At 38.9% G+C, this 22,983-nt stretch carries 20 protein-coding genes; 13 read left to right on the top strand and 7 right to left on the bottom strand.

Annotation, left to right across the window (positions count from 1 at the left end; translation table 11 throughout):
- Nucleotides 1–96 precede the first annotated feature (96 nt).
- The 4 genes from AC5NT5_RS01615 to AC5NT5_RS01630 are packed head-to-tail and all read left to right on the top strand — an operon-like array spanning nt 97 to nt 3,709.
- Nucleotides 97–1,131, top strand: coding sequence for an ABC transporter substrate-binding protein (locus AC5NT5_RS01615; RefSeq protein WP_182696389.1), 1,035 nt, complete (start codon nt 97–99; stop codon nt 1,129–1,131).
- A gap of 60 nt (nt 1,132–1,191) precedes the next feature.
- Nucleotides 1,192–2,367: a methyltransferase gene (locus tag AC5NT5_RS01620; RefSeq protein ID WP_494513248.1), complete on the top strand. Its 1,176-nt coding sequence runs from the start codon at nt 1,192–1,194 to the stop codon at nt 2,365–2,367.
- Nucleotides 2,368–2,397: 30 nt separating this feature from the next.
- Nucleotides 2,398–3,060, top strand: a complete 663-nt coding sequence (gene can / locus AC5NT5_RS01625; protein ID WP_002959903.1) for a carbonate dehydratase — start codon at nt 2,398–2,400, stop codon at nt 3,058–3,060.
- Nucleotides 3,061–3,064: 4 nt separating this feature from the next.
- Entirely contained in the window at nt 3,065–3,709 is a 645-nt protein-coding gene (locus tag AC5NT5_RS01630; protein ID WP_494513249.1) for an NAD(P)H-binding protein, read from the top strand.
- Between the two features lie 217 nt (nt 3,710–3,926).
- Here AC5NT5_RS01630 and ubiK read toward each other — a convergent pair whose 3' ends face one another.
- Nucleotides 3,927–4,190, bottom strand: a complete 264-nt coding sequence (gene ubiK / locus AC5NT5_RS01635; RefSeq protein WP_002959905.1) for a ubiquinone biosynthesis accessory factor UbiK — start codon at nt 4,188–4,190, stop codon at nt 3,927–3,929.
- A gap of 161 nt (nt 4,191–4,351) precedes the next feature.
- Between ubiK and rep the strand changes: the two genes are divergently transcribed.
- Entirely contained in the window at nt 4,352–6,370 is a 2,019-nt protein-coding gene (gene rep / locus AC5NT5_RS01640) for a DNA helicase Rep (protein WP_182672752.1), read from the top strand.
- A 15-nt stretch (nt 6,371–6,385) separates the two neighbouring features.
- Here the strand turns inward: rep and AC5NT5_RS01645 are convergent, their stop codons facing one another.
- From AC5NT5_RS01645 to elbB, 3 genes are all read right to left on the bottom strand, one after another.
- The gene (locus AC5NT5_RS01645) at nt 6,386–8,950 is read right to left on the bottom strand and encodes a sensor domain-containing diguanylate cyclase (protein WP_182672753.1); all 2,565 of its coding nucleotides are present in this window, start codon (nt 8,948–8,950) and stop codon (nt 6,386–6,388) included.
- Between the two features lie 164 nt (nt 8,951–9,114).
- Nucleotides 9,115–9,510, bottom strand: a complete 396-nt coding sequence (locus AC5NT5_RS01650) for a c-type cytochrome (protein WP_002959908.1) — start codon at nt 9,508–9,510, stop codon at nt 9,115–9,117.
- A 233-nt stretch (nt 9,511–9,743) separates the two neighbouring features.
- Nucleotides 9,744–10,391, bottom strand: a complete 648-nt coding sequence (gene elbB, locus AC5NT5_RS01655; RefSeq protein WP_182696384.1) for an isoprenoid biosynthesis glyoxalase ElbB — start codon at nt 10,389–10,391, stop codon at nt 9,744–9,746.
- Nucleotides 10,392–10,916: 525 nt separating this feature from the next.
- Between elbB and polA the strand changes: the two genes are divergently transcribed.
- The 3 genes from polA to AC5NT5_RS01670 all read left to right on the top strand — a co-directional run bounded on the left by polA (nt 10,917) and on the right by AC5NT5_RS01670 (nt 15,246).
- Nucleotides 10,917–13,652 (top strand): DNA polymerase I, encoded by a 2,736-nt coding sequence (gene polA / locus AC5NT5_RS01660; RefSeq protein WP_182672755.1) that lies wholly within the window; start codon nt 10,917–10,919, stop codon nt 13,650–13,652.
- Nucleotides 13,653–14,143: 491 nt separating this feature from the next.
- A complete protein-coding gene (locus AC5NT5_RS01665) occupies nt 14,144–14,731 on the top strand; it encodes a YceI family protein (protein WP_182672756.1) in 588 nt (195 codons plus the stop codon).
- The gene (locus AC5NT5_RS01670; RefSeq protein ID WP_154903904.1) at nt 14,728–15,246 is read left to right on the top strand and encodes a DUF1285 domain-containing protein; all 519 of its coding nucleotides are present in this window, start codon (nt 14,728–14,730) and stop codon (nt 15,244–15,246) included. Before AC5NT5_RS01665 ends, AC5NT5_RS01670 begins: the two co-directional genes overlap by 4 nt.
- A gap of 9 nt (nt 15,247–15,255) precedes the next feature.
- Here the strand turns inward: AC5NT5_RS01670 and yihA are convergent, their stop codons facing one another.
- Nucleotides 15,256–15,924: a ribosome biogenesis GTP-binding protein YihA/YsxC gene (gene yihA / locus AC5NT5_RS01675; protein WP_007377272.1), complete on the bottom strand. Its 669-nt coding sequence runs from the start codon at nt 15,922–15,924 to the stop codon at nt 15,256–15,258.
- 281 nt (nt 15,925–16,205) lie between these two features.
- Here yihA and AC5NT5_RS01680 point away from each other — a divergent pair, with 281 nt between their 5' ends.
- From AC5NT5_RS01680 to AC5NT5_RS01690, 3 genes are all read left to right on the top strand, one after another.
- Complete coding sequence (locus AC5NT5_RS01680) at nt 16,206–16,838, top strand: c-type cytochrome (RefSeq protein ID WP_024596955.1); 633 nt, start codon at nt 16,206–16,208, stop codon at nt 16,836–16,838.
- Nucleotides 16,839–17,591: 753 nt separating this feature from the next.
- A complete protein-coding gene (gene yihI, locus AC5NT5_RS01685; RefSeq protein WP_182672757.1) occupies nt 17,592–18,176 on the top strand; it encodes a Der GTPase-activating protein YihI in 585 nt (194 codons plus the stop codon).
- A gap of 12 nt (nt 18,177–18,188) precedes the next feature.
- Nucleotides 18,189–18,704, top strand: a complete 516-nt coding sequence (locus AC5NT5_RS01690) for a DUF2489 domain-containing protein (RefSeq protein WP_002959926.1) — start codon at nt 18,189–18,191, stop codon at nt 18,702–18,704.
- 76 nt (nt 18,705–18,780) lie between these two features.
- Here AC5NT5_RS01690 and hemN read toward each other — a convergent pair whose 3' ends face one another.
- On the bottom strand, nt 18,781–20,154 hold the full coding sequence (gene hemN, locus AC5NT5_RS01695) for an oxygen-independent coproporphyrinogen III oxidase (RefSeq protein WP_182672758.1): 1,374 nt from the start codon (nt 20,152–20,154) through the stop codon (nt 18,781–18,783).
- 123 nt (nt 20,155–20,277) lie between these two features.
- Nucleotides 20,278–20,811 (bottom strand): ribosome biogenesis factor YjgA, encoded by a 534-nt coding sequence (yjgA, locus tag AC5NT5_RS01700; protein ID WP_002959930.1) that lies wholly within the window; start codon nt 20,809–20,811, stop codon nt 20,278–20,280.
- A 144-nt stretch (nt 20,812–20,955) separates the two neighbouring features.
- On the opposite strand from yjgA, the gene pmbA reads away from it, so the two are divergent.
- Both pmbA and AC5NT5_RS01710 read left to right on the top strand, forming a co-directional pair.
- The gene (gene pmbA / locus AC5NT5_RS01705) at nt 20,956–22,305 is read left to right on the top strand and encodes a metalloprotease PmbA (RefSeq protein WP_494513250.1); all 1,350 of its coding nucleotides are present in this window, start codon (nt 20,956–20,958) and stop codon (nt 22,303–22,305) included.
- A 72-nt stretch (nt 22,306–22,377) separates the two neighbouring features.
- Entirely contained in the window at nt 22,378–22,857 is a 480-nt protein-coding gene (locus AC5NT5_RS01710) for a DUF721 domain-containing protein (RefSeq protein ID WP_002959934.1), read from the top strand.
- Nucleotides 22,858–22,983 lie beyond the last annotated feature (126 nt).

Below are 22,983 nucleotides of genomic sequence, written 5' to 3' on the forward strand. Positions count from 1 at the left end.
CCTTCTTTAAAGGCAGGCACCTAACTAGGGTGCTTGCTTTATCGCACGTTTTACATATAGTTACAGGTAATCGTCATACTTTTTGAGGGCACCTAGTTGCTATTTAAAGGATTAATCATTGGATTGTGCTTTTTTTGTAGCCATATCGCGGCGCAAGAATCAGTCACATTACAGCTAAAATGGACACATCAGTTTCAGTTTGCTGGCTACTATATGGCAAAGCAAAAAGGCTTTTATAATGAAGCGGGCCTTGATGTAACTATTAAACAAGCTAATCCAATGAAACCTGATACCTTTGCTCCTGTCGCCAGTGGTGAAGCACAATTTGGAGTTGGGCACTCTGGTATTTTACAGCAACGTATAAATGGACAACCTCTTGTTGCTATGGCTGCCTTATTGCAATTTTCACCTTACTGCTGGATGGTTAAAGACACGTCTGATATTTTTCATCCACGTGACTTTGTTAATAAACGTATCACTGCGGTAAGCAAAAATGATGGCACTGAACTACTTATTATGCTTAAACGCAGTGGCGTTGATGTGGATAAACTCAAAGTTTACGATGGCGAAAACCCAGGCCAGGCTTGGATTGAAAACAAGCTAGATGCTATGCAAGTGTATGTTACTACAGAGCCTTATTATATGACTCAACAAGGCGTAGCTCATCGACTTGTTTGCCCACAGCGTTATGGTATGGACGTATACAGCGACATTTTATTTACCAGCGAAAACATGCTTAAGAAAAATCCTCAAACGGTCGAAAAATTCTACCAAGCGAGCCTAAAAGGGTGGCGTTATGCAATGATGAACATGGATGAAGCCATTGCAGTCACCCAGCAAAACTATGCACCGGGTAAAAGCTTTTATCAGCTCGCTTTTGAGGCTGAAGTACTAAAAAGTTATATAACCCCACCCACCACCAGTTTAGGGCATATGTCGATAGCAAAGTGGCGCTTAATTGCGGACTTATATGGCATACCGCAAAACGAATTTGACGAAGTGAAATCTCACTTTATTTATAAATATCAAGAACCTGAAAAAATGCAGTTATCGTGGATGCTCATGGCAGCTATTTTGGTAAGTATTATTTCAATACCTTTGTATTTACGGCTGATTTTTAGTAAAAATTAACTGCTTAGGTAATTCACGAAACTGATATAATTAATTGTCTTTTTTATTTTTTAAGCTGTTATGACTTTAGCTGAGCAATTTTTAGCACTTGATTCACTTTTAATGCGTCATCGTCAGTATTGGCAGTGCACTGCATTTGATTTTGACACTATACCTTGGCCAGAGCTACAAGGCATACTTAGCGAACTAACTGATGATCAGGTAAGCGTTCTTGATAACGATCAAAACCAGCTATACCAATTTTTTAGCCAGCACATCAGCCAACTTGATGAACTTGCAAAGTTATGCGAGTTACCTAGCGCAGCCCACTCTCAAGCTGATTATCCATTTTGGATAAGTAACGGCATTAAAGGTCGTAAGTTTGCACAGTTACAAGATTTTGTATCTGCACTACCTAATACCAAGCAACCTGTTTTAGAGTGGTGCGCGGGTAAAGGGCACTTAGGTCGAATGCTTGCGTTTAATGGCGCAAGTAATGTACATAGTATTGAACTGCAACAAAGCTTATGCGAGCAAGGACAAAAAAGTGCACAGCAACAAGGCTTAGCAATGCACTTTAGCCAAGCAGATGTATTAAAAGACGATATCACTCAATTTTTTAATGCTGATATGCATGCCGTAGCGCTACACGCATGTGGTGGTTTGCACCAAGCATTTATGCGCCAAGCAAGTTTAGCGAAAGTACAGCAAATTAGCTTTTCACCTTGTTGCTACCATTTATTTACGGCGAATGAGTACCGTGCAATGAGTGAGGTTGCAAATAAAAGTGAGCTTAATCTAACGCATCGTGATTTAAAGCTCGCATTACAAGAAACTGTCACAGCGCCTTCTCGCCTGGAAAAAGTACGTAAAACAGAACTTGAGTGGCGACTTGGTTTTGATGCACTAAGAAAGTCGATCACTGGCGAGCAATATTACGTAAGCGTACCTTCGGTCAACAAAGCTATATTCTCAGATTCGTTTAAATCGTTTTGTGCATGGGCTGCAGATAAAAAGGCAATGAAATTACCTCAAGGTACTGATTATATTAAATATTTAGAAGTTGGGGTGGCTCGGAAAAAAATCACTGACCGAGTTGAACTGGTTCGACATGTGTTCAGAAGGGCAATTGAAGTTTGGCTTGTGCTCGATCGTGCTTTATATTTGCAACAGCAAGGTTATCAAGTAAGCGTTAAAACGTTTTGTGAAAAGCAGTTAACGCCTCGTAATATTTTGATTCTTGCTAATGTCCATTAAATTTCCGTCCTCGACTTAATAAGAGATGCAATGAGAAAGTTAAAAAATTTATTCGATAACAACAAACGTTGGGCTGCTCGTACAAGTGAAGCAGACCCTGAGTTTTTTAAAATTTTATCTATGCAACAAAATCCAGAGTATTTATGGATTGGTTGTTCAGACTCTCGTGTACCTGCAAATCAAATAGTTGATTTATTACCAGGCGAATTATTTGTACATCGTAACGTTGCTAACGTGGTTGTACACACTGACCATAACTGTTTATCGGTTATGCAGTATGCTGTAGAGGTTTTAAAAGTAAAACATATAATGGTAGTAGGTCACTATGGCTGTGGTGGCGTACAAGCCGTTTTAAACAATGCAAAATTTGGCTTTATTGATAATTGGCTACGCCATGTAGGGGATGTAAAAGAAAAGCATCTTGAACAACTTGACGCAATGCCAGAAAGCGAGCGTTTGAGCCGCCTTATTGAGCTAAATGTAATTGAGCAAGTACGTAATGTATGCCGTACTAACATTGTGCAAGATGCGTGGGAACGCGGCCAAGAGCTAAGCGTTCATGGTTGGGTTTATGGTTTGGAAAACGGCCATCTTCATGATTTAGAATCTGTAGTAACGTGCGCGAGTGAAGAAACGCAAAGCTATAAAAAAGCAGTACAACACGTATTTAAAAAAGTGGGTGAAAATAAATAAATCCATGACTGAAACGGCGGTGTTAATAGGTGCTACAGGCTTGGTCGGTAATGAGTTGCTCCATAAGTTACTTAATAGCGATCGTTATACAAAAGTAGTTACGTTAAGCCGTCGAGCTCTGCCTGTCACACATGCAAAGCTAGTTAATCACGTTATTGATTTTGAAAAATTAACTCAATATGTTGAGCTTTTTAAAGGTGATGTATTGTTTTCGTGTTTGGGCACAACCCGTAAACGAGCGGGCTCGATACACGCTCAGCGTAAAGTAGATTTTGATTATCAGTTTATAGCGGCGCAGTTAGCGGCATGTAATGGCGTTACGCATTATTGCTTAGTGTCATCAAGCGGGGCAAATACACACAGTAATAGTGCTTATTTGAAAATGAAGGGAGAGCTTGAGCAACATATTAAAGCACTCCCTTTTGATAAAATAAGTATTTTACAGCCATCTTTATTATTAGGTGATCGTGAGCAATTTAGAGTGGCAGAAAAGATAGGCAGTATTATTTTTCCTGTTATTACACGATTTGCGTTTGTAAAGCGTTACAAACCAATAACTGGCGAACAAGTTGCGCAAAAAATGCTGAGTGTGAGTTTAGCTCAGCAGGCTAAGTTGTCTTATTATGTACTTGATGAGCTATTTGAATAAACTTGGTAAAACGCAAAAGGCAGCCTAAGCTGCCTTTTTTGTACATTAAAATAATACCAATTTTATTAAAAAAATGATCATCCTAGTGTATTAAATAACTCACTAACTACGTTAAAAATTATTTATATAGAACAACTATGTACCATAATTTTAGCCTTGTTATTGAGCTATTTTCTTATCGCTATAATAAAACACTAATTTAATGCAATTGGTATAATTATTCAGCGTCAGTTTTAGCGCTAAGTTGTTGCTCAAGCAATGAAACTTTAGCTTCAAGTTCGGTTAACTTTTCGCGAGTACGAATAAGTACTTGGCTTTGCACATCAAATTCTTCACGGCTCACAAAGTCCATCTCAGCAAGCTTGTTTTGTAGAACTTGCTTTGTTTTACCTTCGAGTGTGTCTGCTAGGTTTTTTACGCCTTGTGGCATATTGCTAGTAATTTGCTTAGCAATTTCTTCAAGTTTTGCTGGGTTGATCATATTTGTCCCTTCGGCATTGCCTAAATGATAATAACTAATATTACCTTATACCCGCGGTATTTAACACATGATCATCTTTACCTTAATTAATTAAGGCAATTGCTATGCTCGCTGTAATGGTTACGTTAAAATTGCGCGTCTTTTAAATTTCTTTGGTCGTTATGAAACTCAATCCTAAACAAGATGAAGCCGTAAAATATATTAGTGGTCCCTGCTTAGTACTCGCGGGCGCAGGCTCTGGTAAAACCCGTGTTATTACGAATAAAATCGCTTATTTAGTGAAAAAATGTGAGTACAAAGCGCGAAATATAGCCGCTGTTACTTTTACCAATAAAGCAGCCAAAGAAATGCGTGAACGAGTACTGCAAACACTCGGTAAGCAAGACGCTAAAGGTTTATGGGTATCAACGTTTCACACACTCGGTTTAGAAATAATAAAAAAAGAGTTGAGTACATTAGGGTTTAAACCCGGCTTTTCGTTATTTGATGATCAAGATACCAATCAGCTTCTTAGTGAACTCACCGAAGATGAGCTAAAAAAAGACAAGGACTTACTCAAACTACTTAAAATGGAAATTGGTAGTTGGAAAAACGAATTAGTACTGCCAGAGCAAGCAATACGCGAAGCGCGTGATCCGCAAAAAGCATTGTTCGCGCAGTTATATGGGCGCTATCAAAACCAGCTGCGTGCTTATAATGCACTGGATTTTGATGATTTAATTATGATCCCTACTTTGTTACTTACCAATAACGCCACTTCTCGTGAGCGCTGGCAGCAACGCTTTAAATACTTGCTGGTGGATGAGTATCAAGATACCAACACAAGCCAATATCAACTTGTTAAATTGCTAGTAGGCGAGCGTGCCCGTTTTACTGTGGTAGGTGATGACGATCAATCAATTTACTCATGGCGTGGTGCTCGCCCGCAAAACTTAGTGTTATTAGGTAAAGACTACCCAGGGCTTAGACTTATAAAGCTTGAACAAAACTATCGAAGTGCAGGGCGAATACTAAAAGCGGCTAACATTTTAATTGCCAATAACCCACATGACATAGAGAAAAAGTTATTTAGTGAACTAGGTTACGGTGAGCCGATTAAAGTAATAGGGTGCCGCGATGAAGAGCATGAATCTGAGCGTGTGGTTGCTGAAATAATCTCACATAAGTTTATGAAGCGAACCAGCTATAAAGATTACGCGATTTTATATCGTGGTAATCATCAAGCACGTGGCTTTGAAAAATCACTAATGAGTAACCGTATCCCTTATAAAATTAGTGGCGGTATGTCGTTTTTCGCTCGCTCAGAAATTAAAGATATTATGGCGTACTTACGCCTATTAGTTAATCAAGATGATGACAATGCGTTTTTACGTATCGTAAATACACCACGACGCGAAATAGGTACGGTTACCCTTGAAAAGCTTGGTACGCTTGCTAATGAAAAGCACGTGAGCTTGTTTGCTACCTGTTTTGATAACGATTTAGGCTACAGACTAAAAGGGCGTGGCTTTAACGCGCTTGCTGGATTTGCACGCTGGGTTGTTGAGCTATCTGATAACGCAGTACGCGGTGATACGCTCGAAGCTGTTAAAGACTTAGTGCGTAATATTAATTACGAGGCATATTTGTACGAGTCGTCACCGAGTGCAAAAGCGGCTGAAATGCGTATGAAAAACGTATCAGAGCTGTATCGTTGGATAACAGATATGTTGACCGGTGATGCCGACAACGAACCAATGACATTAGCCGAGGTTGTTAGCAAGCTAACCCTTCGCGATATGCTTGAGCGTAACGAAGAAGAAGATGAAACCGATGCAGTGCACTTATCAACACTACATGCATCAAAGGGCTTAGAGTACCCGTATGTATTTATGGTGGGTATGGAAGAGGGTTTACTTCCGCATCAGGTAAGTATTGATGAGGACAACGTAGATGAAGAACGTCGCTTAGCTTATGTTGGTATTACTCGCGCACAGCAGGAGTTAACACTTACTTATGCAAAAATACGTCGTCAATTCGGTGAAACCTCGCAAACTGAATTAAGCCGATTTGTACAAGAGTTACCGCAGGACGATCTCGCGTTCGAAAACAAAAAGGCGCCAAATACCCAAGCAGAGCGCATGGAAAAAGGCCAAGCAAGAGTCGCTAACCTTCGCGCCATGTTTAAAAAGCCTGAGTAATACCTCAGGCTAACTTTATAGAGACTGAGTTGCTTGCACTTCAGGTAACTCAGAGCATACTAAAGCGTGTTGTTTACCTACAAAAAATGCCAAACCGTGTTTATCTAATAAAGCTCTAAAATTAAGTATTGAAGGGCCTTTAGCAATGACCTTCATTGCTTTGAGCTTTGTAATTGCAAGCACGCCCTGTAGCTGAAAATCGTAACTTTCTTGTTGTAAAACACGTTTACTAAAGGTCGAGCTAAGTAGTAAATAATCAAAATTAATATCGGTTAGTAAATTAAGTTCGCACCTGTCTTTAGCAAAATTGTTTAAACCAATTGAATAACCAAGTTGTGATAGCGTTTTGAGGTTTTTTATTTGCGTTGCACATGCGTGGCGAATTTCTTGCTCATCAAATAGCAAACAGAGCTGGCTTTGTCCTTGTTGTTTATTTAGCGTATCTGTAAATAAAACAAATTCGTGTTCCTCAAGTAGCAAACCAGAGCAAGGAACCAATGCCATAGCTACATTTGCAGTAATTGCTTGTGCATAGGCGCGTTGTAATAGTTGTAACTCTACTTGCAGATGCTGCTCTTTATCTGATGCAAACTTTTTCAAAATATCAAAGCTAGTAAAGCCAAGTATTGGGTGTTCACCAAATGCTTCAAATAAAGATTCAGACTGATGTTGCTCATCAAGAGTAATTATTTCTGAGCTTCTAAAACTCATAGGTAATATATCAAGGTGATGTTGTGCTTTTAGAGTCTGCGCAGGTATTGATTGCGTTAATAGCGGATGAAATAACTCGTAACGATTTTTTCCTGAGTTTTTGGCGTGATACATGGCGGCATCGGCATCACGAATAATTTCATCTGTATGCGTATAGCTTTTCTTTGAGTAGGTTATCCCTATACTTGCGCCACTTTGTAAAGACTCACCTTTGAGATAAAAGGGTTTTTTCATTAAATCTATAATACGATTTGCAACATCTTCTGCTTGTTGAGGCTCAGTTAAGTGCGTTAATAAAATAACAAATTCATCCCCGCCTAAACGTGCTAGTAAATCATGCTCGCGTATACATTGGGCAAATAACTCACTCACGTTAATTAAAAATTGATCGCCTGCATGGTGGCCAAGCTGATCGTTAATATCTTTAAATTTATCTAAATCGATAAACAAAACAGCAAAGTGGTGCTCAGGAAAACGTTGATAATGTTGTAGCGTTTTTTCGAGCTGAGTTAAAAATAGACTACGATTAGGCAAGCTCGTTAGTGAATCGTGATGTGCATCATGATAAAGCTGCTGCTCTATTTTTTTTCGCTCATCTATTTGCATTTGTAGGTGCAGATTAGTTTGACGCAATTCTTTGGTTTTTTCGTTTACTCTAAATTCGAGTTCTTGATGGCTTTTTGCAATTGCTTGATTGACGAGCTTTGTTTGTAAAACAGCTGCAATTTGATGCGATACAAAGGTAATTAACTCGCAATCATCTCGGCTGAAAATATGTTTGTTATCGTAGGCTTGGCAAACAATAAGGCCGATAACACCTTGAGCTGTTTTAAGTGGAGCGCCTAACCAGCTAGTGGCCATTTGCTCTTTTGGTACAGGTGCTGAACGTTGTACCACACCGCTTTCTATTAATTCTTTTGCTCTACATGGGTGTATTAGTTGTGTTTCTTCGGTGCTTATTACCAGTTCACTATAACCTTTAGCAAATCGTCTTGGCTGTGTATTTTCTTTAAATTCATCTACACAATATGGAAAACTAATCCACCCTGTTTCTTTATCATAAAGTGCAATATATAAGTTTTCTGCGTAGGTAATTGTTTTTATTATTTCGTGTATTTTAAAATAAGCGTCATCAAGGTTTTTAGCTTGTGTTGCTATCTCAGATATTTTAAATAGAATTTGCTGGCGTTGAAGTGCGTGTTTACGCTGCTCTATTTCAAGGTTTAGTGCCTCGTTACTTTGAGTGAGTGCGCGGGTGCGAATTTTAACTTCTGACTCAAGGAGTTCTCGTTTTTTTACACGCTCTATTGCAGTTGCCAAATAAAGCGACATAAACTCAAGTAATTGTATTTGCTGTGAGCTATAGCCTTGTTTTGTATCGTAACTTTGAGCTGCTAATACACCGATAATGTTATGTTCTTGGTAAACCGGTACGCCTACCCAATGTTCGGCAGGAGTGCCTAATGCTTTAAATAAACCTTCTGCTGCAGCATCTTGCATTTGCTGCTTGGTAAAACATGTGGTTTTACCCTGTTTAAATACATAACCCGTGGCGCCTTCATCAAAGCTATTTGATTGGTTAAGGGCGACGGCAATACCATCTTTTTCATCTGAAAAGTAAGAAAGTTCTAGTGATTGACTGTATTGATTTAGCAGCACCACATAAAAACTTTTACTAGGTACGTACTTTTGTAAAATGTCATGGATGGCGGGGTATAGCAGGGTTAGCTCGGCCACAGTACTTGCCTGCTCTGATAATTGGATCAGGGCACTTTGTAAGTGATGTGATTGTTTGTATTTTTCGAGAAGCGCTCTAAGGCGTTTATTTTGATACGCCAATTTACTCGATACTGATAGTTTATCTTCCAATGATCTAACCGGCTATTTTTATTGTATAGTTATTAGCCTTATACTTTCACTTTTAGTGCTTATCGTCAAGTTGATATTCCTACTAAAGCAGTAGCTAGATACACTATTTTAGGCATTAAAAAAGGCTTACAGAAGTAAACCTTTTTTGTATATTTCAATCGAGCTTATTTAGATGTCATAAAGTCGATAGCAGCACTAATCTCATCATCAGAACAATCCATACACGTGCCTTTTGGAGGCATAGCATTAAAGCCATTTAGCGCATGCTCAAGTAAAGTATCTTTACCTTTAGCAATACGTGGAGCCCAATCGTCAGCCGATTTAGGCGCGCCTAGTGCACCAGTGCCGTGACATGCAAAACATGCACCTTGATATACTTGCTCACCAGAACGAGGACCTGTAGGCGCCGCTGCAACTGCAGCTTTATCGCCTTCAAGGTATACAGCACCAACCGGCGCGAGACGTGCTTTAATTGCATCTTCAGTCATAGAGTTATCATATGGCTGTGCGTATGCAGTGGTTGCTAGCAATAATAATGCTGCAGCTGTTAATTTTTTCATTTTGCCTTGCTCACTTCGATTTGAACGTGATCAATCACGATTAAAGATGACGGAAATTAAACCGATTATAACTCTCTGAGCCAATTTATAAAATGCTAAGAGCCGTTTTTATTAATAAAACTGACTACTTTTTGCGTTAACGCAATAAAATTTAATTATTTACTGCTTTTTGTTAAGCAATTTAATAAGCGTAATCAGTCATACAATTAACTTTTTAGATCCTAAGATCAAAATCAATTTATTGATAATACGCTACTAACTAGTTTTGCGATCCCTGCGTCGGCTTCAAGAATCGATTCTGCCAACATGTAAGCAGGGGTGGTAACTAACTTATTTGGTTCATCGATAACTACACCGTCAACCGCACAATCTATATGTTTAGCGCCTAATGTGCTTAGCGCTTGTGCTGTCTCTACATCGTTACCAATAGTAAGTGCGGCGTTATCGTAAATAAATGGGATCAATGCGGGTGCAATACACATATAACCTGCAGGCTTATTTGCTTTTGCAAATGATTTACAAGCATTAAGGACGTCCTGATTGATATTTGCTTTTGCGCCTTTAATTGCAAAATCGCATAAGTTTTTTGCAGCACCGAAACCGCCAGGTACAATTAATGCGTCAAACTGAGTCACGTCTAGTTCAATCAGCGATTTAATGTCACCTCGTGCAATGCGAGCAGCTTCTGTTAATACATTGCGTTTATCAGGCATTACTTCACCTGTTAAATGGTTAATGGTATGAAGTTGTTCAATATCTGGTGCAAAACACTGATACGTTGCGCCATTTTTGGCTATATGTAATAAAGTTAAAATTGCTTCATTAATTTCACTACCATCGTACACACCAGACCCTGCTAATATTACTGCTACGTTTTTCATGCTTTTGTGCCCCTAAAGTCTTTTTTATAAGTCGATCGGATGAAGTTTAACATGCTCAAAATTTCTCGCGAAAATAAATTTTTAGTACAAAAATCATTCGCAGTGCAAGTCGTTTTGCGGTTTATGCCATTTGCGATCACTTTGCCTTTAAAAAAAATTATAAAGGATCGCTATGATCTTCGATCCATTGTGCTAGAATACTCCTCCGGTTATTTAAATGGACGCGAATAATCAAAGTGAATAACAACAGAAGTAGTCGTTAGAAAACCTTTTTCCACATTGGTTTAAAATAATAAAAAAAGAACCTCGTATTATCTTTTTTAAATTAAAACATACAGTTAAAGCATTTTCTAGGCATTTTATAATGCTTTGGAAGAATAGCTCGTGGCTGTTATCTACACACTTATCCACAGCTTGCTCTAGTTTTAATAACACGATAAACAGTAATTCACAGTCGTTTTATTTACTACCTTATGGCATGCTTATAATTACCTTAATTTTTTGCATTTAGGATCCAAATTCACCATGGCTCAGATCCCCGAAAACCCACTTATTTTAGTTGATGGCTCGTCATATTTATTTCGTGCTTATCATTCTCCGCCGCATTTAACTAATTCTAAAGGTGAGGCTACGGGCGCTATTTATGGCGTGATCAACATGCTTAAAAGCTTGATCAGACAATATGATCCCTCACACATGGTGGTTATATTTGACGCTAAAGGCAAAACGTTCCGTAACGATATGTATAGCGAATATAAGGCAAATCGCCCGCCGATGCCGGATGACTTACGTACGCAAATAGCACCAATACATAGCATTATCAAAGCGATGGGTTTTCCGCTAATTAGTATCGAAGGCGTTGAAGCTGATGATGTTATTGGCACATTTGCACGCATTGCAACTGAGCAAAAACGGCATGTCCTTGTCTCCACTGGTGATAAAGATATGGCGCAACTTGTAAATGAACACGTTACATTAATAAACACGATGACCGACAGTATTTCAGATCCTGTTACCGTAGTTGAAAAGTTTGGTGTAGGCCCCGAGCTTATTATCGATTACTTGGCACTAATGGGCGATAAGGTCGATAATATCCCAGGTGTTGAAGGTTGTGGACCTAAAACTGCGGTTAAATGGTTAGAAAAATATGGCTCTCTTCAAGGTGTGATGGATCATGCCAGTGAGATTAAAGGTAAAATAGGTGAAAAGTTAGCAATTGCGCTTGATCATCTTCCTTTGAGCTACGAACTTGCGACAATTAAGTGCGATGTTGAAGTGGAATCTGATCTTGATACATTCAAACTTCAAGAGCCTAACAAAGACGAATTAATTGCATTATATGGTGAGTGCGAATTCCGTCGTTGGTTAGCTGAGTTACTTGATAATCCTAAAGATGCAGAAACACACCTAGCGGTACCTACCGAAGCGACTGAATTACCAAAAGTAGAAGACGCTCATTACGAAACTATTTTAACGCAAGCGCAATTTGATACGTTAATAGAGCAATTAAATAGTGCCGAGTTATTTGCATTTGATACAGAAACTACCAGCCTTGATTATATGAAAGCGCAATTAGTGGGTATGAGTTTTGCCGTAAAAGCGGGTGAAGCTGTGTATTTACCTCTAGCGCATGACTACCCGGGTGCGCCTGAGCAACTAAGTCTTGAATTTGTAATGCAAAAGCTAGGTCCAATTTTGGCCGATGAAAACAAAGCTAAAGTAGGGCAAAACCTTAAATACGACAAAAGTGTATTAGCGAATGCAGGTTTTGCGCTAAACGGTATTAAGTTTGACACCATGCTTGAGTCATACGTATTTAATAGCGTGGGTACACGCCACGATATGGACTCGCTAGCACTTAAATATCTAGGTCATAAAAATATTAGCTTTGAAGATATTGCTGGCAAAGGTAAAAAGCAACTTACCTTCAACCAAATTGAACTTGAAAAAGCTGCGCCTTACGCTGCAGAAGATGCCGATATTACTTTACGCCTACATGAAGTGCTTTGGCCAAAAATAGCGGCTGATGGAAAGTTAAAATCTGTATTCGAAGATATAGAAATGCCACTTGTTAGTGTGATTTCTGATATTGAACGAACCGGCGTTGCAATAGATAGCAATATGCTTGCAGCACACAGCCAACGATTAGGCGAGCGTTTAATTGAGCTTGAAAAAGAAGCATTTGAAATAGCAGGCGAACCATTTAATTTAAGCTCTCCTAAGCAACTACAAGTACTGTTGTTTGAAAAGCTTGGGCTGCCTATTATCAAAAAAACACCTAAAGGTGCACCTTCTACCGCAGAAGAAGTATTGCAAGAGCTTGCTCATGATTATCCACTACCTAAAGTAATTATAGAGCATCGTGGTTTATCAAAGCTTAAATCAACTTACACTGATAAATTACCATTAATGGTGAATGAGAAAACCCAGCGTGTACATACGTCTTATCATCAGGCAATTACAGCAACGGGGCGCTTGAGTTCAACCGATCCTAATTTACAAAATATTCCTATTCGTTCAGAAGAAGGGCGTCGAATTCGTGAAGCGTTTATAGCTGCAGATGGTTATAAAATTGTTGCTGCCGATTACAGCCAAATTGAGCTGCGTATTATGGCGCATCTTTCACAAGACAAAGGTTTATTAAATGCATTTGCTAACGGCTTAGATGTACACAGTGCAACTGCCGCTGAAGTATTTGGTGTAGAGCTTGATGATGTAACTACCGATATGCGCCGCAAGGCAAAAGCAGTAAATTTTGGCTTAATTTACGGTATGTCTGCATTTGGTTTAGCACGTCAACTAGATGTGCCACGCCATGAAGCGCAGCATTACATAGATAAGTACTTTGAGCGTTTTCCAGGTGTATTAGAGTACATGGAAACAACACGTGAAAAAGCGGCTGAAAATGGCTATGTTGAAACAATATTTGGTCGCCGCCTACATTTGCCAGAAATAAACGCACGTAATGGGGCGCGCAGAAAAGGAGCCGAACGTGCTGCTATTAATGCGCCAATGCAAGGTACTGCTGCTGATATTATTAAAAAGGCAATGCTGAGCGTTAACCGCTGGGTACACGAACAAGCGCCAAATACGATTAAGTTACTTATGCAAGTACACGATGAATTGGTATTTGAAATTAAAACAGACTGCGCACCAGAATACACAAAGCATATTTGTGAGCTGATGTCGCAAGCTGCAGCGCTTGATGTGCCGCTTATTGTTGAAGCCGACGAAGGTGACAACTGGGAACAAGCCCATTAATGCAATTTGAGCATTTTAATTAAAGCGCCTTTTGGCGCTTTTTTTATGTTTAATAAAAATGGCGAATCACAGCTATTTAATTAGCTATATGCAAGCTTTAGTTAAAATAAGGTTAATTTAAGCAACTATTTGTATTAAATAGTTATATGTTCGTCAATTCGAGCTATTTTACAGGAATATGATTGTATTTTAATGCGTGCTTTTGCTAAAGTCCCGCCTGTCCTATCCTGTAGGACATCCTGTTGATGATGCATCTGAAAGGGTGCAACAAATTGATAGCTTCTCCCCAGTTTGCTATACCGGCCTACCAACTTGTTTGGTGGGCCGTTTTTTGTTTTATGCCTAAAAATCCTATCTAATTAATTCTTTTTTTGCGCTATACCAATTGTATTGTTCATTCGTCACTTCGAGGTGGTTTGGGTACATCGCAGGTGATACCATCGAAGTGCTATCATTTTTATTCTTTTCATTTTATTACTAAGGAGTGCGTTATGTTTAAAGCATTAGCTATTGCAGGTTTTTCTTTATCAAGTTTAGTTATTTCTAATGTTGCTCAGGCTAATTGGCAGCTAGTGAATGATAAAAGCCAACTAAGCTTTGTTTCAATTAAAAAAGATTCGATTGCTGAAGCTCACCATTTTACTAACCTTGAAGGTATGCTTTCTGATAAAGGTGAGTTTAGCGTTAATGTTGATTTAACATCAGCCGAAACTCTAATCCCTATTCGTAATGAGCGTTTAGCTATATTTTTATTCGAAGCGGCTAAATTCCCTAATGCTGTTTTAACTGCAAATTTAACTAAAGAGCTAAGTAATATCAAAAAGCCTGGTCAATATGTATTGAAGGGTATTAAAGCTGAGCTTGATTTTCATGGTAATAAAAAACCATTGGCAATTGATGTACTCGTTAACAGCACGCAAAGTGGTGATTTAACGGTATCATCATTAACACCTATTATTATTAATAGTGATGATTTTGGTGTAACCGAAGGCGTTAAAAAGCTGCAAGAGTTAGCGGGCTTGCCTTCAATTGCCACAGCTGTGCCTGTTACATTTGCAATTACACTTAAAAAACAGTGATTTCTTTAAGTGAGCTTAGTAAGCGATTAAGCGAGCCAAGCAAACCTTTTGATAGTTGGCAGCCTAACCATTGTGGGAAGCTGCCAATTGTTATTAATAATGAAGGGAAATGGTTTTACGATGGCAGCGAAATAACACGCCCAGCCATGGTGAAGCTGTTTGCTTCTGTATTGTGTAAAGAAGGTGAGCAATTTTATTTAAAAACCCCTGTCGAAAAAATAACAATAACGGTTGAAGATGCGCCGTTTATTATTGTTGATTGGCGTTTTGAAAATACAGCGCAAGGGCAAGTGTTGTGTTGTATTGATAATTTAGCTAGGCAGTGGCTAGTGAGCGCTCAGCAGCCTTTGTATATAAAAGACTACAAAGGTTCAAAGGTGCCTTATTTAAAGCTACCGTATGGTTGTAGTGCGCGAGTTTCACGCAGTGTATTTTATCAGTGGGCTGAAAAAGCCGAGTCTGATAAGCTCGGCTATTTTATTAAATCTGCAGGAAAGCAGTTTTATTTATCGTAACGCCAGCGTTTAAGCCTCTGGGTTTGTTTCGTCAGTGATTGTTTCATCGGTAGGTGGTACAGCAATAACAGGGCCTAAAAACCATTCATCTAGCTTTTTAGCTACTTCTGGTAAACCGGTGCCCTTTAATGATGAAAACGCATGAACTGTAATATCCCCATCAAGCGTGCTTAATTCACGGCGAACTTGCAGTACTTGTGATTTACGAGGGCCTTGCTTTAGTTTGTCGGCTTTAGTTAATAGTGCCAATACTGGAATTTCACTACCAATTGCCCAGTTAATTAAATCACGGTCTAAATCTTTTAATGGATGACGAATATCCATTAAAATAACAATACCTTTTAAGCTTTGACGCTTTTGCAGATATTCACCTAACGACTTTTGCCATTTCTTTTTCATTTCGATTGGTACTTTAGCAAAGCCATAGCCTGGTAAATCGATAAGGCGCATATCGTCAACATCCGCTAAATCGAATGTATTGATTAGCTGAGTACGTCCAGGTGTTTTACTTGTACGTGCTAGCTTCTGATCGGTTAATGCATTTAATGCACTCGACTTACCTGCATTGGAGCGACCGGCAAACGCAACTTCAATTCCCGTATCAGCAGGTAATTTAGTAATGTCGGGAGCGCTTGTTACGAAAGACGCAGTATTATATTTGATACGAGATTTGAGCACAGGCTCTCCTAAAACTTAAAAAAATAACATTGAGTAAACCAAATTCACTCAGGGCGCGTATTTTATACTATAAAGGATGTATTAAAAAGCGTATTTAACCACCTAAAAACAGCACCTATGGTACATTTAAAACATGTTAAAGCTTAATCTAAGTCAAAACCCTGTAAATTATAAGCTTAATATGTGTAGAAAACGTGCCAGAGAATTTATTATCGTGTAGAATATATGTATTACAACATCACGATTGTAGATGATACAGGGTCGGAAACAGAGAATTCACCATGAAAAAAATAGCACTATCTTTAACAATATTGCTTGGTGCGTTGTCAGCAAGCAACGCAACAGCATTTGATGGCGATGTAAACGCAGGTAAAGAAAAATCAGCAACGTGTGCGGCTTGTCACGGCCCAGACGGTAATGCGCCGGTTAATATTTACCCTAAAATTGCAGGTCAACATCCAGATTATATCCTTAAGCAACTTCAGGATTTAAAATTAGGTATGACGTCAGGCGGCAAAGAAGGGCGTATGGATCCAGTAATGAGCGCTATGGCTATGCCACTTAGCGAGCAAGACATGAAAGATCTAGCTGCTTATTTTTCTTCAATGAACATGACTGAAGGTGCTACACCTAAAGATGTTGTTGAAGTTGGCGAAATGCTCTTTAAAGCAGGCGATGCGGAGCGTGGGATTCCTTCATGTGCAGCATGTCATGGTCCACGTGGTAACGGTTCATCACTTGCTAAGTTTCCAAAAATTTCTTTTCAGCATCCTGGATATATCAAGTCTCAACTTGAAAAATTCCGTGATGGAACTCGTCACAATGACTTAAATGGCATGATGGGCGATATAGCGAAGAAATTAACAGATAAAGATATTGAAGTACTTTCTCAGTACTTAGGTGGTTTACACTAAAGTCGTATTTATTTAGCAATTAATAATAAATACACTACAATGTTTTACAAAAAGCAGCCCGGGCTGCTTTTTTTGTGTGCAAAATTAACGATATCACCCGTTTAAATGTAAGACATTGACCATGCGTGAGTGTGAGAAAAGTCTTCTTTTTATTTCTTATTCATCATTAACCTATTGTATTTTATTGTTTATTTTGTTTTAAAATGTAATAAGTATAATAAAAGTTATATAAACCAGTTGTAACAAAATCATTAACGAGTAAATTAACCACTGTCGCAAAAGAACAATAACAAAACGGAAACAAGCTATAAGGAAAGTGGCGCGGCATGACTACATAGCACAAGATTGGTGCTACTAAAGGAAATAATAAAAAAGTGTCAGGATGACCGAAAATAATAAAATACTCATGGAAGTTTAATAACAAAAACAAAATGGAATGTAACAAGGAACGTAAAAATAATAACAATACGGACTGATAATAATAAAAATAATAAAGACTAAAAAAAGTCGAAGGGAGAAGTGTCCAGATAATGGCGCTCAGATTAGCAGGCGGTAGAGATGTTTTCTCTACCGCCTTTTTATTTGTCCTGTTACAATACCCACCGTTTAAAATTAGCGATTAATTAGCTAAGGCGCTTTTAAATGAGAAACCCAACCTCTATAGCGCAAACTGAATTCTTCTGGCTAGGCCAGCACTGCGATGCCCATTAATTTGCGCTTCGCTCAAAACCTCTTAAGTGAGATGATCAAGATATGAGTAGAACTAAAAAGTCACGCAAAAGCCCAGCAAACGGACCTGTTCGTTTAAGCCAAGATAAGCTTAAAGAAATGCGCGCATTAAAAGAGCAGCGAGTTAAAAAAACCAAAGGCGCAAAGCCCGGTTCTCGTAATGCGCCAGATTTACTAGATAGCGAAAGCCAAAATAGTAATCACGCGCCTAAAGATAAGCGTGTAGGCAGTAAAAAGCCTGTGCCGTTAATCGCAACCGCGCCGGAGCCTAAAGTTGAAATGAAACGCAACTTAAAGCCAACTATTGAGCTGAAAAAAGTAATCGAGCCTGAATTTACACCTGAACAAGAGCTAGAAGCACTTGAGAATGATGAACGTTTACTTAAATTAGTAGAGCGTCATGAAAAAGGTGAAATGCTAACAGGTAAAGATGCTAAGTACTTTAATAGTCGCATTGCCCGTCATCAGGCGTTATGTGAAATTCTTGGTATTGAAGATGAGGACGAAGACGAGTTTGAAGATGACCTTGAAAGCCAAGGCAGTTCTGATTTCGATCAATACTTATCTGATGATTTAGCCAACGAATGGTTAGATGAAGACGACAAATAGTAAGGATAAATAATGAGTACCTCGGTAATTTTAGCCTTACTTTTAGGCGCTGCTATCATAGCTGGTTTGGCATTTTATGCGGGTCAGTTGCTGTATAAGTTAAATGCGCAAAAAAAGTTAATTGCTAAAACGCAGGCTGAACAAAAGCAAAAGCTTGAAAAGTCGCGTTTAAAGCGAAACGCAAAACTAGCCGATAGTATTCATTTAATCGCACGTGCAATGAATGAAGAGCAGTGTGAGTTTTCTGAAGGCTGTTTACGTATTTGGGTACTTATGTCTCAGTATGCCTTTGAAAGCGAGCGTGATTTAACGACGCAGTATCCTGGTATTTATAAAATGTATCAGGTAGTTAAAGAAATGCCGACGCACGATGCACGTAAAAAATACTCTAAAAAAGAGATTTTTAAGCTAGATAAGGCTCGCTGGCAAGCTGAAAAAACACTTAAAGATGAAGTTAAAGCGGATTGCGCTAAAATTATCATCGAGTTTAAAGCCGCTCCAGGTAGCGATAAAGTCGTTTTTAATTAAAGCTACAACTTAAATACAAAAAGCAGACCTAGGTCTGCTTTTTTTGTGCCGATGTATTTATTATCCAGAGTTCAGGCTAAATCACCCTTGAAAAGCGCGTTGCGTTAATTTGTTTTTGTAAGTGAGCATCGAAGCACATACAAATAATACGAATGAATAAGTTCCCGCGTGGTGTTACGCTAATTTTATTATCAATTATAGTGACTAGTTCATCTTTTATAAGTGGCGCCAGCGCTACTAATGCATCCTCAAAGTAGTCATTAAATATAAGCGCGTGTTTTTCACTAAAGCCTTGTATATCTAATTCAAATTGGCAAATGAGCTGTTTAATTGCATCAGCACGAGTTACATCATCATGTGTTAAGTGCATTCCTTTATTAAGAGCACTGCCGCTTTGTGTTTCTACGCTGTGGTAATAATGTTTTAATTCTTTTTGATTTTGTAAAATGGCGGTGCCAATTTGTGAAATTGATGACACGCCTAAACCTAATAAATCACAATTTCCATGGGTTGTATAACCTTGAAAGTTACGATGTAACTTGCCTTCATTTTGCGCAACAGCTAGTTCATTATCAGTTTTTGCAAAATGGTCCATACCAATAAATTGATAGCCTGCTTGCGTCATCTGCTCCAGCGTATTTTTAAACATGGTGAGCTTATTATGAGCACTGGGTAAATCTGCATCTTTAATCTTACGCTGTGCAGCAAAGCGCTCTGGTAAATGCGCGTAGTTAAACACTGATACTCTGTCAGGGCTTAGCTTAATGAGTTGCTCTATAGTTTGTTTAAAGCTTTGTGGTGTTTGCAGAGGAAGCCCGTAAATCATATCTGCATTAATAGATTGAAATCCCAGCTCGCGAGCTTGTGTAATTAATTGCTTAACGGTATCTGCATTTTGTGGGCGATTAACAGCAAGTTGCACGTCATCGTTAAAGTCTTGAATCCCAAACGAGATGCGGTTAAAGCCAAGCATCCTTAAATCAACAAGCATATTATCGGCAAGTGAGCGTGGGTCTATTTCAATGCCGCGCTCTGTCGTGCGTGTAAAATTAAAGTGTTGTTCTAAAAGCTTAATTAAACGGGTCATTTGTTTTGCGGTTAAAAAGGTGGGAGTACCGCCACCTAAATGTAATTGCTCAACCGTGTAGCTTTTAAATAAAGGCGCTTGGGCAGTAATTTCTTTTGCTAAAAAGTCGAGATACGTATCTGCCTTAGATTGATGACGGGTAATTATTTTATTACAGCCACAGTAGTAGCAAAGCTGACTACAAAACGGGATGTGAATATATAAAGAAAGAGAGCGACTTGTTGACGATTCTATAGCGCTTAGTAGGTCTTGTTGCTGATATCCGTCACGCAGTGATAAAGCCGTGGGATAAGAGGTATAACGCGGACCAGACACATTATATTTGTTTATTAGGGTTTCATCCCATTGTGGAAGTTTAATCATCACGCGCACCTAAGTATTTATTTAGGAGGGATTATAAAAAAGTACTCAGGAAGGCGGTTTGATCTACAACAAAAAAGGTGCCGAAGCACCTTTTTTAATAAAATATAACTTAAGACAACCTAATTAATACGTAATAGTATGAGCATCTTTAAGGTATTGAAATAATTCTTTATAACCTTTACCTGGCTTTTCAGCTTTCGCTTCTTTTGCTGCATTACGAACTAATTGGCGCATCTGTTGACGATCAAGAGATGGAAACTGCTCAATAGTCTCATTGATAAGGTCATCACCTTGCTCAATTAAATCTGAACGTAATTGCTCAATTTTTTTGACCAATACTTCAGCTTGGTTATTTTTATTAAGCATCACATCGATAATCGCTTTAATATCATCAATGTTTTCTACAGTACGCAGTGTTTTAGCGATGTAATTTAAGTGGCGGCGGTACGCGTCGCTTTTGTTACTTATTTTATCAGCAACAACCATCGCTTCTTTTAAATCGTCATTTAATGGCAGGCGTTCGCGCTGTTTTTTACCCATTTTGGCAATTTCAGTACCTAACTGATGAAACTCTTGCGCTTCGCGTTTAAGCTCCGTTCTTGATACATATTCAATTTCTTCTTCAATTTCAGCAGGCTTGCCTTTTTTCTTTGCCATGGGGTGCTCTTAAATAAAAATAACTTTTGCCATTATACATGAATATGATACTTAGGAATATTAGCTGATGTGATGCATTGAGTGTGTTAGCATTTAAATATAAGAAATGCGTGCATTATGCCTCTAAGGCTCAGGACTTAATTTATGAAAAGCCAACAAAACGATCCAATTTATTCTCAAATATCGCAAGTTAAAGATGCGGTAGCAGAAGTACTCGAACATGCTAAAAAATTAGGCGCTACAGCTGCAGAAGCTGCGATGTCTAGCACGTCTGGTTTATCGGTTAGTACACGAATGGGTGAAGTAGAAACCATTGAGTTCAACCAAGACGGCGGCTTAGGTATTAGTGTATATGTTGGTAATAATAAAGGCTCGGCGTCAACTGCTGATTTAAATCCAAAAACATTGCGCACGGTAGTCGGAAAAGCGATTGATATAGCCAAATTTACATCTGATGACCCATTTAACGGCGTTGCTGATAAAGAGTTACTTGAATTTAATCCTAAAGATTTAGATTTATATCATCCTTGGGATGTAAGTCCTGAGGAAGGCATTGAGCTTTGCCATGCTGCTGAGCAAGCTGCATTAAATGCAGATGAGCGGATTGTTAACTCTGATGGTGCGAGTTTTTCATCGCATCAGGGATTACGTGTTTATGGTAACAGCCACGGTTTAATTGCAGGCTTTCCACGTACTCGTCATAGTATTAGTACTATGGTAATAGGTAAAGATGGCGAACACATGCAGCGCGACTCTGCTTATACAGTTGCTCGCGATCAGGCTGGTTTAAGTGATGCGGCGGCAGTGGGTCTTGAAGCGGCAGCTGAAACCTTAGCTAAATTAAACAGCCAAAAGTTAGGCACAATGAAAGTGCCTGTTATTTTTAGAGCAGATATTGCAAATTCATTGTTTGGTCACTTGGTGTCGGCAATTGGTGGTGGCGCGCTTTATCGTAAATCAAGTTTTTTACTTGATAGCTTAGGCACTCAGGTATTTAGTAATTGTGTGAATATTGCTGAGCGCCCACATATTTTAAAAGGGTTGGCATCGTCAGCGTTTGATAGCGAAGGTGTTAAAACATTCGATAGAGAAATAATTCAAGGCGGCGAGTTACAAACTTATTTATTAGCAAGTTATGCTGCGCGTAAAATGAACATGACCCCAACAGGGCATGCGGGCGGTATACATAACTGGCTCGTTGAGCAAACTCATAACGATTTAACTGCACTATTAAAAACCATGGGTACTGGCTTATTAGTTACAGAGCTAATGGGGCAGGGCGTAAATACCGTAACGGGTGACTACTCTCGTGGTGCTGCAGGTTTTTGGGTTGAGAATGGTGAAATTCAATATCCGGTAAGTGAAATTACTATTGCTGGTAATTTAAAAGACATGTTTAAAGGTATTTCTGCCATTGGTGGTGATATAGAACGCCGTGGTGGTATTCAAACAGGCTCAGTACTAATAGAGCAAATGCAAATAGCCGGCGCGTAGTATTAATACGCAGTGTATACTTAGACCCAGAGTATTATCTCTGGGTCTAAGTGAGTTTTTACGAGGTGTAAAATGGCTAAAGATAGATATGCACCAAAACCGCTAACCGATATTATGGCGGGGTTAAATAATCGTTTATCGGCTTATGCAGGCAAAAGCCAAGCACTTGATACACAGCAAACACTATTAAAAGATTTTTTAGGCCCTAAATTGGGTGATAAATGCAGAGTTAGTAATTACCGAGACGGCACGCTAATGATAGAGGCGGTATCTGCGCCTATCGCACTTAGGCTTAATTATTTAAAAATGGATATGCTTTCACACTTTAGAGCTGCTGGAATGGCAGAGCTCGGGCAAATAAAAATAACTGCAAATCCTCAAGCAACTCAGCGATTAAGTACCGCGAATAAATCGGGCAGCCCTACAGTTACCAACTCACGGAAAATGAGTGAGCAAACCGCTAATTACTTAAATGCGATAGCGGCTTCTGCCCCCCCTTCATTAAAAGAAAAACTAGAGCGTTTAGCGCTCCACGGAAAGAATAAAAGTTAGCCTTAGCCACCCACTATATTGTTATTGGTAGGGCTATTTTTGCAGCTCACCGCATTCAAAATACTTTGTTACATATTCCATTTTATTGTTGGTCTAATGAGGTTTATGATACTGCGTGGTGTGCTT

Source organism: Pseudoalteromonas sp. J2K-J599 (assembly GCF_059295115.2).